The organism is Daejeonella sp., from assembly GCF_044342615.1.
Classification (GTDB): Bacteria; Bacteroidota; Bacteroidia; order Sphingobacteriales; family Sphingobacteriaceae; genus Daejeonella.
In genome coordinates this window covers 1-13,799 of sequence record NZ_JBIIPN010000067.1, presented here as the reverse complement: position 1 = coordinate 13,799, position 13,799 = coordinate 1, and the positions used below count along the sequence as shown (strand labels likewise).

At 36.0% G+C, this 13,799-nt stretch carries 11 protein-coding genes; 5 read left to right on the top strand and 6 right to left on the bottom strand.

What is annotated here, in order from left to right:
* From ACIQ0D_RS07405 to dxs, 4 genes are all read right to left on the bottom strand, one after another.
* On the bottom strand, positions 1–855 hold an 855-nt coding region (locus ACIQ0D_RS07405; protein WP_395804239.1), incomplete at its 3' end, for a GDP-mannose 4,6-dehydratase.
* A 68-nt stretch (positions 856–923) separates the two neighbouring features.
* Positions 924–2,051, bottom strand: coding sequence for a glycosyltransferase family 4 protein (locus ACIQ0D_RS07400; RefSeq protein ID WP_395804237.1), 1,128 nt, complete (start codon positions 2,049–2,051; stop codon positions 924–926).
* Positions 2,052–2,107: 56 nt separating this feature from the next.
* Positions 2,108–3,403, bottom strand: coding sequence for an O-antigen ligase family protein (locus tag ACIQ0D_RS07395; protein ID WP_395804235.1), 1,296 nt, complete (start codon positions 3,401–3,403; stop codon positions 2,108–2,110).
* Positions 3,404–3,832: 429 nt separating this feature from the next.
* Positions 3,833–5,761: a 1-deoxy-D-xylulose-5-phosphate synthase gene (dxs, locus tag ACIQ0D_RS07390; protein ID WP_395804233.1), complete on the bottom strand. Its 1,929-nt coding sequence runs from the start codon at positions 5,759–5,761 to the stop codon at positions 3,833–3,835.
* 444 nt (positions 5,762–6,205) lie between these two features.
* Between dxs and ACIQ0D_RS07385 the strand changes: the two genes are divergently transcribed.
* Positions 6,206–6,967 carry a segregation and condensation protein A gene (locus ACIQ0D_RS07385; RefSeq protein ID WP_395804231.1) on the top strand — a complete coding sequence of 254 codons (762 nt, stop codon included), beginning with the start codon at positions 6,206–6,208 and terminating at the stop codon, positions 6,965–6,967.
* A gap of 55 nt (positions 6,968–7,022) precedes the next feature.
* Positions 7,023–8,297, top strand: a complete 1,275-nt coding sequence (glyA, locus tag ACIQ0D_RS07380) for a serine hydroxymethyltransferase (RefSeq protein WP_395804229.1) — start codon at positions 7,023–7,025, stop codon at positions 8,295–8,297.
* Between the two features lie 254 nt (positions 8,298–8,551).
* Here glyA and ACIQ0D_RS07375 read toward each other — a convergent pair whose 3' ends face one another.
* Positions 8,552–9,250, bottom strand: a complete 699-nt coding sequence (locus ACIQ0D_RS07375) for a ComF family protein (protein ID WP_395804227.1) — start codon at positions 9,248–9,250, stop codon at positions 8,552–8,554.
* Positions 9,251–9,493: 243 nt separating this feature from the next.
* Here ACIQ0D_RS07375 and ACIQ0D_RS07370 point away from each other — a divergent pair, with 243 nt between their 5' ends.
* Entirely contained in the window at positions 9,494–10,387 is an 894-nt protein-coding gene (locus ACIQ0D_RS07370) for a hypothetical protein (RefSeq protein ID WP_395804225.1), read from the top strand.
* A gap of 19 nt (positions 10,388–10,406) precedes the next feature.
* Here the strand turns inward: ACIQ0D_RS07370 and rlmN are convergent, their stop codons facing one another.
* On the bottom strand, positions 10,407–11,450 hold the full coding sequence (gene rlmN, locus ACIQ0D_RS07365; RefSeq protein ID WP_395804223.1) for a 23S rRNA (adenine(2503)-C(2))-methyltransferase RlmN: 1,044 nt from the start codon (positions 11,448–11,450) through the stop codon (positions 10,407–10,409).
* 391 nt (positions 11,451–11,841) lie between these two features.
* Here rlmN and ACIQ0D_RS07360 point away from each other — a divergent pair, with 391 nt between their 5' ends.
* Both ACIQ0D_RS07360 and ACIQ0D_RS07355 read left to right on the top strand, forming a co-directional pair.
* Entirely contained in the window at positions 11,842–13,017 is a 1,176-nt protein-coding gene (locus ACIQ0D_RS07360; protein WP_395804221.1) for an amidohydrolase family protein, read from the top strand.
* Positions 13,018–13,046: 29 nt separating this feature from the next.
* Positions 13,047–13,799, top strand: a 753-nt coding sequence (locus ACIQ0D_RS07355; protein ID WP_395804219.1) for an NAD(P)H-dependent flavin oxidoreductase, incomplete at its 3' end; no start/stop codon positions are given.

Here is a 13,799-nt window from a genome sequence, read left to right as displayed (position 1 = left end):
TCTACCTATTTGAAGATCAGTTGGTCTTCTAAGAACTTCATCTATGACCACATGATTTTCCCAATCAAGGTCTAAAGCTTTAAAAGTAATATCTATGAACTCCTTAAGGGTATGGCTTTTTCCTGTGGCAATAATATAATCATGAGGTTGATCTTTTTGCATCATAAGCCACATGGCCTCAACATAATCAGGAGCCCAGCCCCAGTCGCGTTCAATATTAATATTGCCAAGGCTGATTTTATGAGATTTGTCGCGATATATTTTGCAAGCACCAGAAATAATTTTTTTTGTAACAAAATGCTCTGGTCTTAAAGGAGATTCATGGTTAAAAAGAATCCCTGTGCATGCAAAAAGGTTATAAGCTTCACGGTAATTATCAATTTGCCAAAATGCTGTTGCTTTTGCAATTGCATAGGGGCTTCGGGGGTGGAAAATAGTATTTTCGTTTGCAGGAATGCTACTGTCTCCAAAACATTCGCTTGATCCCGCATTGTAAAGCTTAATGGGTAAATTGCTGAATCTAATAGCCTCTAAAAGGTTAAGATTTCCTGTGCTGATGCTATCATGAGTCTCATGAGGTTGCTCGAAGGAAAGTCGCACAGAGCTTTGACCAGCTAAATTATAAACCTCATCTGGTCTAATTTTATTAATGCACTCAAGAGTATTTCCGAAATCGGTAATATTAATGGATATAAGATTTATCTCATCTTTAATACCAAGTTTTTTTAAATTTATAAATGAGGAAGTCTGGGCATCGCGGGAAGCTCCAAATACCTGATACCCTTTTTCTAATAAGAATTTTGCGAGGTATGAACCATCTTGTCCAGAAACCCCGCATATTAAAGCTTTCTTCACTAATTTATTTTAAAGATGTATCTTCTTCTTCGAATAACATCTGATGCGAAAAACAATTCCCAAAAATGCTAATTTTTATTGACAGCTTTTTGAAATGTTTCCAATAATTCTTCTGCATTTTTCTCCCAAGAGAATAATTTTAGTCTTTGATTACCTTTAAAAATAAGTTCTTCTCTTAGTTTCGGCGACTTAATGATTGTTTTGATACTTTCAGCAATTTCTTGAACATCAAATGGATTGAAACTTAGAACAGCATCGCCACCTACTTCTTGAAGGCAGGTATTATTGGCGACAATTACAGGGATCTGATGATGAAAGGCTTCTAAAACAGGTAAGCCAAATCCTTCATTAATTGATGGAAAGGCATAAATTTCAGCCTTCGCATAAAAATAGGCTAAGTCTTTATCATTTACATAACCTGTTGTTAGTACATGGCTCTGCAATCCTAATGCATTGATGGCTTCATGAATGTTTTTACTGTCATCCATGTCGGTCTTGGGACTAGGTTGACCAGCAAGAATTAAAGAATAATCAGTATAGCCGGCCTCATGCACAAGTTTTAATGCTTCGATTAGTCTGACTAGATTTTTTCTTTTTTCTAATGTACCGATATGTAAAATGAATTTTGATGTAGGAATAGAAATACTTGGTATATATCCTGGTTCTGGTTTAGTGACTGCTATTTTCTTTGGTGCAAGGTATATAGTTTTGATTTTTTCTTTGTCAATTTTAGTAAAGTATGAAATTCTATTTCTTGTGTATTCGGTTATAGTAATTAAAAACGGAGCTTTTTTAGCGGCATTTACTCCTAAGAATTTAAATATTTTTAGCCATATTGAGTTGTAATGATTAGAATACTCATAAAAAAAAGCATCATAAAAAATGGGGATAGCGATAAAACCTGGAGTAAAATAAGGCACAAAATAATCTGTACAAAAAAGTATATCGCAGCGGTTTTTTCTAGCTTTTATTGGAAGTGTAAGTTGCTTCCAAATAATAAATCTGATGTGCTCAATTAGTTTTAATGCTTTGGAACGACCTTGATATACAGAGAATAAACTATCAAAATAAACAAATTCATGGTCGTACTTACCACTTTTAAATTGATGATAGATTTCTTCTAAGTAAGTCTTTGAACCTGTTTTCGCAATCCTAAGATCTCGGATATCAACTCCAATTTTTAATTTTTTCGACATTCACTACAATAATCAACCTGTAAAATTAAGCAATTAAACCCATTTTCGACATTCTTTTAAATAAAATTTATTTCTTTATGATTAATTGAATGCTTGGAAATTATATGAATAAAAAGCCCGGATAAAAACCAACTTAAATAAGAAATATAAACTGAGGATTCTAATTCTGAGGTAAAAAGAGGAATTATAAATCCAATTTTCATTAGTAATAAACTTAAACATATTTTCTTTTCTTTGCCCTTCAATCTAGGATACCATTTCCAACATGTTCTGATGAAATAAATATGTATCCATAGATAAGTTAATAATGTAATAAGTCCAGTTTGTACACCAATAATAATGTATTGATTCTCTCCACCAACAGAATCTCCAAGGCTTCCTGAAACTCTTCCTGAATTGCCTAAACCTAAACCCAAAGGGTTCCTGAATATTGCTTCTATCCCTTCAATCCAAGCTATCACGTGACCAATACTTGAAGGGTTAGTAAATGTGATGGTTTCAACAATAAATTCGTAAAGATCTGGAGTCCAAATCAACATGAAGAATATAAAATATGTGACTGCTAAAATAATCAATGCATAAATTATTTTAAGTAAGATTTGCTTCTTCGTTATCAATGCATAAATGAAAATCATAATGAAATAACTTGCCAATGAAGATCTTGACAAAGCGAAAAATATTGAAAACTGTGTAGCTAGAATTGCTAATATTCCAAATTTATCAATCTTTACTTCATTATTATCATTTGTATAAAGCCCTGCAATAATTGCTAACGTAAGTAATGTTGCAGCAGCAAATTCAAGGGGGTTAGCAAAAAAACTACTAAATCTTTTTAATCCCGTAGATGTTTCGAACGTCCATGAAAGTCCAAAGTTTCCAGTCGCTTCCTGGTTAAAATAATAAAAATTGTAGTCTGCGTATCCAGTTAAATTTTGAAAGTGTTGATCACTAATAATTTCAAATAATAAAATTGCTGCTGCACAAATAAAAACAGCTAATATGTAATGATAATACTTGCTTAAGTAAAGTTTTTTAGGGTCAAATAGTCGTCCAGAAAAATAAATTATTGTAAAAAAACTAGAGCTTTTAAAGGCTATCAATTTATTGGCAAAGCTATAGTTCCCAATTGGGAGCAGTACATAAATTAAGTTGACAGCAAAAAAGAGTAAAATAGCATAATCAATAGCTTGGAAATGGATTTTTTTATCCAACTCCCATAGGCTTATACCTAGAGCCATAAGAATTATTAGCTCTTTAAGGGGCTGCATGAAAGGAATAAAACTTCCAAAACCGATTTGTAAAGCAACAGATAGACTAGTAGTGTATATTGGCAGACCTAAAATTAAAAACAAAAATAATCCCTGACTATTTCTAGAAATAAGATTTTTTAAAGCAATAAAAAATGAAGAAATATAAATTAGAGGGAAAATAAACATTCAGTTTTTATATAATTCTTAATCTACACCTATTTGGTTGTTAATTTCGTAAAAATAAGTGAATTATATCTTTTTGACTAATTATTTAAATTGATTAATAGGTATGTATAGTTGAAAATAAAAATCTATTTTCTACTAGCTTTAGCTCCTCGCTTTTATTTTTATATTCTAATTGATAATAATTCTTTAATAAGTTTTCTGCAATAAACTTAGGACTAATCCATAAAAAAATCGCTAAATCATTTTAATACAATTGACTAATCTGTCATTATGTATTATTTGAATTTTAATTTTTCTTGCAAGATTTTTTTAGAAAATCATGATGCTTAGCAAAGAGCCTATTACCTAGGATGCCATCACCCTAGACGCTCTACTAACAGCAAAAGATTTAACCGTTTTTATTATTCCCTGTGCATCAAAACCACATTCAGCCCATAATTCAGGCTGTTCACCATGTTCAACAATGCGGTCAGGAATTCCTAATCTAACCACAGTAGCTGAATAATTATGATCGGCCATAAATTCTAAAACTGCAGAGCCCATTCCGCCTTGAAGGCATCCATCTTCTACGGTGACTACATATTTGAACTTTTTGAAGACCATGTGGAGTAATTCTTCATCAATGGGCTTTGCGAAACGCATATCGTAGTGAGCGGGATTTATACCTTCAGTATTTAAATCGGCACATGCCTTAACTGCCTCATTACCAATGTGTCCGATGCTTAATATTGCAACTTCATCGCCATCACAAACTGTTCTACCTTTCCCAACTTCAATAGCTTTTAGCGGACGACGCCATTCGGGCATCACCCCATTTCCACGAGGGTAGCGAATGCTAAAAGGACCCATATTTTCCTGCTGGGCGGTAAACATTAAATTTCTCAGCTCTTCTTCATTCATTGGAGCAGAAACCACCATGTTTGGAATGCAACGCATGTATGCCAAATCGTAGGCACCATGATGTGTTTGTCCGTCGGAGCCCGCAAAACCTGCACGATCCAAGCAGAAAACAACATTTAATTTTTGGATGGCCACGTCATGAATTACCTGATCATAAGCTCTTTGCATAAATGAAGAGTAGATATTGCAAAAAGGAACCATTCCCTGAGTAGCTAAGCCTGCCGAAAAAGTAACCGCATGCTGCTCAGCAATACCCACGTCAAAAGCACGATCTGGCATGGCCTTCATCATGATGTTTAGGGATGATCCTGAAGGCATCGCCGGAGTGATACCCATGATTTTAGCATTCTTTTCTGCGAGCTCAACTATGGTATGCCCAAAAACATCTTGGTATTTTGGTGCTGTAGGTTTATCGTTCGCCGACTTTTTAATCTCTCCAGTAATTTTGTCGAAAAGCCCTGGTGAGTGCCATTTTGTTTGGTCTTTTTCTGCCAAAGCATAGCCTTTACCCTTCACTGTTACGCAGTGTAGTAATTTTGGACCGGGAATATCTTTTAAATCTTTTAAGACTTTTGCGAGGTGTTTAACATCGTGGCCATCTATCGGACCGAAATATCTGAACTTAAGAGCCTCAAAGAAATTGCTCTTTTTTAATAGTCCGCCTTTAATACTTTTCTCAATTTTCTTGACAATATCATGCGCATTGGGTCCGAGTTCAGAGATTTTGCTTAAGACACTAGAAATATCATCCCTAAATCGATTGTAAGACTTAGAGGTAGTAATATCTGTTAAATATTCTTTTAAAGCACCAACATTTGGATCGATTGACATGCAATTATCATTCAGTATAACCAAAACGTTTGAATTTTCTATCCCTGCATGGTTAAGCGCTTCGAAGGCCATTCCACCAGTCATCGCACCATCGCCAATTACAGCCACATGCTGTCTGTCTTTTTCACCTTTATATTGAGAGGCAACAGCCATTCCTAAGGCCGCCGAAATAGAGGTAGATGAATGTCCTACGCCAAATGTATCATATTCACTTTCAGATCGTTTTGGGAATCCACTCAGACCTTTATAGATACGATTGGTATGAAAAGAATCTCTTCTTCCTGTTAAAATTTTATGTCCGTATGCCTGATGCCCAACATCCCAAACCAATTGGTCGTATGGTGTATTTAGCACATAGTGTAAGGCAACAGTTAGTTCCACTACCCCAAGGCTGGAACCAAAATGTCCACCATTTACCGATACGGTATCAACAATAAATTGTCTGAGTTCAGAACATATACGCTCAAGATCCTCCTCTTTAAACTTTTTCAAGTCTGAAGGATAATTGATCTGCTCTAAATATTCGCCCGCCTTTACTTGCATGTAGGATTATAAATTTTTGAACCGCAAAAATAACTTATTTGTCAAACATTTTACTTTTTTGACTAAGAAAGATGAATGAATATCGATAAGCTTAGGTAATTAGAATGTAATATATTAATAATTCTTAAAATATAAAATGAGGGTTGAATATATTTTGATGTTTCGCACAGGGCCAGGTCGCGACCTGTCCTCCATAATATCCATGAAATATATTAATACCCAATTCGCGACCTGTCCTTGCGGTTCGCTCCTCTGGTAGGTGTTGTCACCTTACCAGCCGTTTTCATTCTAATATTTTAAAAAATATTTATTCATATTTCCCATAGATTTTCGATGATTGTTTGATAGGGACAAATCGCGACCTGTCCCTACCGAATTTTTACTGCTTTTTCCCGATATTTTATAGCACAAAACTGATTCCAATTTCTTATTTTTGACAATAATATGCTTTCTCCCGACGGTTTTGAGATACGCCTTCCTCAGTTTGAAGGTCCTTTTGATCTGCTTTTATTCTTTATTGAACGTGATGAGTTAGATATTCAGGACGTGCCAATTGCCAGCATAACAGACGATTTTCTGGATTATTTGCATCAGATGAATTCATTAAATATTGAATTGGCGAGCGAATTTATATTTGTGGCTGCTACTCTGATGCGCATCAAAGCCAAAATGCTCTTGCCTCGCCCTGATTTGGATGATGAAGGCAATGAAATTGATTTAAAGCGTGATCTGATTCAAAAACTAATTGAATATAAAAAGTTTAAGGAAATTGCAGAACATTTAAAAGTACTTGAAGATGAGCGTTTTAAACAAGAAAAAAGAGGTAGTATTAGCGAAGATTTGAAGCAAATTGCCCTCCTAGCTGAGCCTGGTGAAGAGCTCGAATCTTTAAATCTTTATAGGTTAATGCTCACCTTCCATCGAGTTTATGACAGGAGTTTGCAGCGCGATAATAAGCAGCAGCATGTAGTAGAGCAATATCCTTATCAGATTGAGACACAAAAGAAGTTAATTGATCAGCTTCTTACAATAAATAAAAGACTGGATTACAATACTTTGTTAGCAAATTCTGACAATAAAGTCCATTTTGTATATAATTTCCTTGCCATGTTAGAAATGCTGCAACAGGATTTAATTACGATTCAAACCGGTTTAGGTTATAATAATTTTTGGATTGAGTCTAAAATCAGTTCAATCCATTCTTAATTTGTATTTTTAAACATAGAAACTCATATTTACATTAAATACAATCAAACCATCCATGAAGAGAGATAAACTTATATTCAGCCTAATTGATGAGGAACAGGTAAGACAAGAAACTGGACTTGAATTAATAGCTTCCGAGAATTTTGTTAGCAAGCAGGTTATGGAAGCTGCAGGTTCTGTACTTACTAATAAGTATGCTGAAGGATTACCCGGTAAACGTTATTATGGTGGATGTGAGGTTGTTGATGAGGTTGAAAATATAGCTATTGAGCGTGCCAAGCAATTGTTTAATGCTAGTTGGGCCAATGTTCAGCCACATTCAGGTGCGCAGGCAAATGCAGCTGTATTCTTAGGATTGTTAAACGCAGGAGATAAAATTTTGGGTTTCGATCTGTCGCATGGTGGGCACCTTACACATGGTTCTCCAGTAAATTTTTCTGGTAAAATATACAAGCCTCATTTCTATGGAGTTGATCGCGAAAGCGGATTAATTGACTACAAAAAAATGGAGGAAGTTGCCTTGAAGGAAAAGCCAAAACTTATTATTTGTGGTGCTTCGGCCTATTCGCGCGATTGGGATTATAAGTTTATTAGGTCTGTGGCCGATGAAATTGGTGCTTTAGTATTGGCAGATATTTCTCATCCTTCTGGATTAATTGCTCGTGGTTTGCTAAACGATCCACTTCCGCATTGCCATGTGGTAACTACTACTACGCATAAAACATTGAGAGGTCCGAGGGGTGGAATGATCTTATTGGGTAAGGACTTTGAAAATCCTATGGGACATAAAACTCCGAAGGGAGAGATTAGAATGATGTCTTCGGTATTGGATATGGCTGTTTTTCCGGGCACTCAGGGTGGACCGCTCGAGCATATTATCGCTGCAAAAGCCATTGCCTTTGGCGAAGCTTTGAGCGAAGACTACATGAAATATATCATTCAAGTGAAGAAAAATGCGGAAGCTATGGCTGCAGCATTTGTTAGTCGTGGGTATCAGTTAATTTCGGGCGGGACTGATAATCACATGATGCTTATCGACTTGAGAAATAAAAATATTACGGGTAAGGATGCTGAAAATGCTTTGGGCGAAGCGTCAATCACGGTTAATAAAAATATGGTTCCTTTTGATGATAAATCACCATTTGTAACTTCAGGTATTCGTGTGGGTACTGCCGCTGTGACTACTCGTGGTTTAAAAGAAAAACACATGGAAAAGATTGTGGAGCTTATTGATGAGGTGATTACCAAACCGGATAGTGCTACCAATGCTAAAAAGGTAAGTAAGAAGGTGAATGAGATGATGGGAAAACATCCGCTTTACGCGAAGTAATTTTATTATTAATTAGAAGGATCCCTCATTGCAATTGTGATGAGGGATTTTTTTTGAAATTTCTCATATCATCGATGTGGGCTATTATCCGACTTGTCATTGCGAGGAGGCACGACGAAGCAAACTCTTGTTACTAGGAATAGATTGCTTTGCTGCGCGCGCAATGACAAGTCCTCCTCCCATGTCATTGCGAGGAGGCACGACGAAGCAAACCCTTGTTATAAGGAACAATTGAAGCTTGCAATTCAAATACCTCACTCCGCATAAGCAATCGTGCAAATACTGATTTTAACTCCTTCAATTTCCTGAAGTAGGAGGCTGCAAGCCTCGAGCGTTGCTCCAGTGGTCATTACATCATCAATGAGCATGATATGCTTGTTTATCAATTCTGATTTTTCTTTTACATCAAAGGCGCTTACTAAATTTTCATATCGTGCATAGCGTGATTTCTTGGTTTGAGTTTCTGTATTTTCAAGCCTTACCAAATTTTTGGTGTTGATAGGGATATTCAGGATCGCTGAAAGTCCCTTAGCAATACATTCACTCTGATTATACCCCCTTTTTTTAAACTTTGCAGGATGCAGTGGAATAGGCATAATTAAGTCTGATTTCTTGAAAATATCTGACCTTTTTAGCTCATAGGCATAGAGCTCACCGAGGCGGATGCCAGTCTCCGGACTTTTCCTATACTTTAGTTTATGCATCATATTTTGTATTCTGCTGCCCTTGCGGAAATACAAGAAAGCAATGGTCTGCACAAAAGGGAATCTGCCCCATAATTGCCTGGCCATCTTATTGTTAGGGTCTTCGTGAAAGTTTGTTTGTGGGAGATGATAGACACAGTTGGTGCATATTATACGCTCATTTTTGAATAAACTTTTTCCGCAAGCAGCACAAAGTTCAGGAAAGAACAGAGCTAATAAATCTCCTAAATAGCCTAATTTTTTTTTCATGATTTAATTTAGGATTTGAGAATGGGATAGAACTCTAGTGTGTCGACTTATTTAGTAAACGGTAGGTGACGATGTTAGGTGTTGGCTGGTACGGTTACAACATCGACCAGAGGACCAACCAAATATCCCGCAAAAGCTTCAGTATAATAGATGAATCGGCCACCGTACTCAACAAAGGATTGTTTATTTTTAGTTTTAAACAATTATGTCTAAATAAAAAACATTTATTTACTTTGACAATCAATGATAGATAAGCATATAATAATTGCAGCTCTTGCACGTGATTGTGAAAACAGTTTAAGAATTAATATTCCTTTGCTGGAGAGTTTTCGCGCCCAATTATCTTATTCTCAAGTAGTTGTGGTTGAAAATGATAGTATCGACGCGACCAAGTTATTGTTGAATGATTGGGAAAAAAATTCTAAAAATGTAACTATCCTTTCAAACGATTTTGAAACAGTTACCATCCCAAGAAATAGTGATGTAAATATAAATCCTATGACTAGTACTCAACGTATTGAAAAAATGGTTGCGTACAGAAATTTATACTTAGATTTTATAGATAAGATAGTAGAACCAATTGATTTAGTGATAGTTATAGACATTGATGTGTTAGAAATCTCTTTAGAGGGATTGATAAATGCTATAAAATCTTTTGATGAAAAAACTGGTGCAATTTTCTCAAATGGCATGAGTATAATGCAATCTGCCTTTGGAAAGTCTGAAATTTATTATGACATTTTTGCGGTATGGGAATATCCTTTAGTGGAACAATTTTCATATTCGCCTGTGTCTTTAGGTCAAACATTCAAATCAATAAACAGAAAAATTAAAACCACTCCATTGCTCCCAATAATTTCTGCTTTTGGCGGCGTGGGTATTTATAACTATCAGGCAATTAAAGGATTACGATATAAAAATGTGTTGAATCCATTAAATAGATTAGAATCTGTTTGCGAGCATATACCTTTTAATCAAGAAATAATTAAGCGGGGGTTCAATAATTATATTGCTAGAGATTTTAAGGTTAGCTACGGAAAACACAATTGGATTTTAATGTTAAAGTTGATTTTGCCCGTAAAAGCCTTTATCTATTTATTTCCATTATTATTAAAAGTTAAAAGCTGGCTTAGTTAATTAAAGTCTAGAATAAACCTTAACTCTTCACCGCCAATTGTCCACAGGCAGCGTCAATATCCTTGCCTCTACTTCTACGAATATTGGTATTGATTCCACTTTTTCGGAGATGTGCCGCAAAAGCTTCAATTTTATCAATACCTGCATTTTCATAATCGGCAAAGCTGATCGGATTGTATTCAATGATATTGACCTTGCAAGGAATATGTCGGCAGAATTTTACAAGCTCCTCGGCATCGCTAATATTATCGTTGAAATCGTTAAAAACGATATACTCATAGGTAACGGGATTTTTAGTCTTGGAATAAAAATATTTCAAAGCTTCAGCCAATGCTTTTAATGAGTTTTGCTCGTTGATAGGCATAATGGTATTTCGCTTTTCATCGTTTGCGGCATGGAGGGACAGGGCTAAATTAAATCGGACTTCATCATCCCCCAATTTTTTAATCATTTTGGCAATGCCTGCAGTTGATACCGTAATACGTTTGGCTGCCATGTTTAAGCCGTCTTTTGCGGTAATTCGCTCTACCGACTTTAACACATTAGCATAGTTCAAAAGAGGCTCACCCATACCCATGTAAACAATATTGCTCAATGGAATTTGATAGTTTTCCTTCGCTTGCTTATCTATTAAAACTACTTGATCGTATATCTCATCGGCATTTAAATTACGCTTACGATCCATGTATCCTGTTGCACAAAATTTGCAGGTCAGACTACAACCAACTTGTGAACTAACACATGCCGTCATACGGTCGGTAGCCGGAATTAAAACGCCCTCAATTATATTATTATCGTAAAGCATGAAGGTGCTTTTTATGGTTTTATCGGCGCTAAACTGCGATTGATGTACCTTTACATTATTAATTGTAAAGCTTTCCTTCAATTTCTCTCTCAAAGCTTTGGAAAGATTGCTCATCTCCTCAAAATCAGTACACGACTTTTCCCATAGCCATTCATATACCTGTTTAGCCCTAAAGGCAGGCTCTGAAATGGAGATGAAGTGCTCTTTTAGCTTATCAGGTGATAAACTGCGTATGTCTATTTTATGAGAATCTGGCATTATTGCAAAAATACGAATTTTTGTTCATTTACCGCGTAGGGATAGGTCGCGATCTGTTATTGAGAGTACATAGTATTTAGTACATAGTATTTAGATAGAAAGGACGCTAATCAGTAAAATTATATTTTTTTGATACATCCACCTTAATAACCTTGATGTTTGAACTATTTGTTCCACATTTTATTTTTTGTGTAAACCTATTTCAGTACAAGACAGTATTTAGTACTTAGTATTTAGTACATAGTATTTAGATAGAAAGGGCGGTAATCAGTAAAATTATATTTTTTTGTACATCCACCTTAATAACCTTAATGTTTGAACTATTTGTTCCATATTTTATTTTTTGTGTAAACCTATTTTAGGATAGGACATAATCTCCTACTTTTGCTTTATGCCTAGATACCTCAGTGCAGATTATATTTTTCCAGTTTCTTCTGAACCGATTAAGGATGGGGTAATTGCGCTTCATGAATCGGGTGAGATTTTGGATGTATTGAGCCCTAATCAAATTTCTCAGTTGTCTGCATCTATTGAACGGCATAAAGGCATTATCGTTCCTGGTTTTGTGAATGCACATTGCCACTTGGAACTTTCGCATATGCTAGGAAAAATTCCACGTGCTAGGGGACTAGTAGATTTCATCAAATCAGTAATTTCGCTAAGATCAGCAGATGATTCAGAGCTATTGCAAGCCATGCATGATGCTGATTCACAGATGTTTGACAATGGAATTATAGCCGTAGGAGATATCTCAAACATAGATTTATCGGTATCCATAAAGCAAAAAAGCAAGATCTTTTACCATACTTTTATTGAACTTCTTGGCTTTGATCCCGCAAGGGCTCAAATAGCCTTTGAAAAGGCGCTTGAACTTAAAGCCAATTTTGCACCATTACATGCTTCCCTCGCTCCACATGCACCTTATTCGGTCTCAAAGCAGCTCTTCGAATTCATAAAATCGTATTCTGATGAGCATGAAAACCTGTTTAGCATGCACAATCAAGAAAGTGAGCCTGAAAATGATTTATTCCTAAATAAAAAAGGGGCTTTTTTAGATTTCTATAAAATGTTGAATCTTAATATCGACTTTTTTGAAGCTCAGGGGCAGACTTCCTTGCAAACCCTTTTGCCATTAATCTCTGATAATCAGAAGGTTCTACTTGTTCATAACACCTTTACTAATGCAGAGGATATCGCCAAAGCGAAACAATCTGGGAAGGATTTACATTGGTGTTTTTGTCCAAATGCAAATCAATATATTGAAAGCCAATTGCCTGATGTTGAATTGTTTATAAATTCGGGTTTTAATATTACCCTCGGGACTGATAGTTTGGCTTCGAATGAAAAACTGTGTATATTATCTGAAATGCAAAGTATTAAAAAGCATTTCCCTCATCTGCTAACGAGCGAAATGATGAAATGGGCAACTATCAATGGGGCACAATTTTTAGGAATTGATAAGACTTTTGGATCTATTGAAAAGGGTAAAATTCCGGGTTTAAATCTCATTTCTGAAATACAGGGAATGGAAATTACGCATAAGTCTAAAGTATTGAAAATGATTTAGTTATAGATTTATAAAAATCAAATACAGCCATGAATGCAATAAAAAAACTGTTCAATATTGAGTATCCAATTATTCAGGGGGGTATGGTTTGGTGCAGTGGCTGGCGTTTGGCTTCGGCGGTAAGTAATGCTGGCGGACTCGGATTGATTGGGGCGGGTTCGATGTATCCAGAGGTTTTGCGAGAGCATATTCAGAAATGTAAACGTGCAACAAATCGCCCTTTTGGTGTAAATGTTCCTCTTCTATACCCTGATATTGAGCAGATCATGAATATTATTGTAGAGGAAAAGGTGAAGATTGTTTTTAGTTCTGCAGGAAATCCTGCCTTGTGGACTCCCTTTTTGAAGGAAAATAATATTACTGTGGTGCATGTTATTGCCAATAAGAAATTTGCTCAAAAAGCGGAGCAATGTGGCGTTGATGCTATCGTTGCCGAGGGATTTGAAGCGGGTGGGCATAATGGACGCGAAGAAACTACAACGCTATGCTTAGTGCCCGAAATTTATGATGCGGTATCCATTCCGCTTATTGCTGCCGGTGGAATTGGGAGTGGAAGAGCCATGCTTGCTGCCTTTGCCTTAGGTGCTCAAGGTGTACAAATAGGTTCTTTATTTGCGGCTTCAAGCGAATCGTCGGCACATGCAAATTTCAAAAACGCAATTATTGAAGCTCAAGAAGGGGATACCAAACTTAGTTTAAAGTCGCTCGTGCCTGTCCGTTTATTAAAAAATGATTTCTACTTGAAAGTTGCTCAGGCTGAGGCCGATGGCGCAAACCGGCAG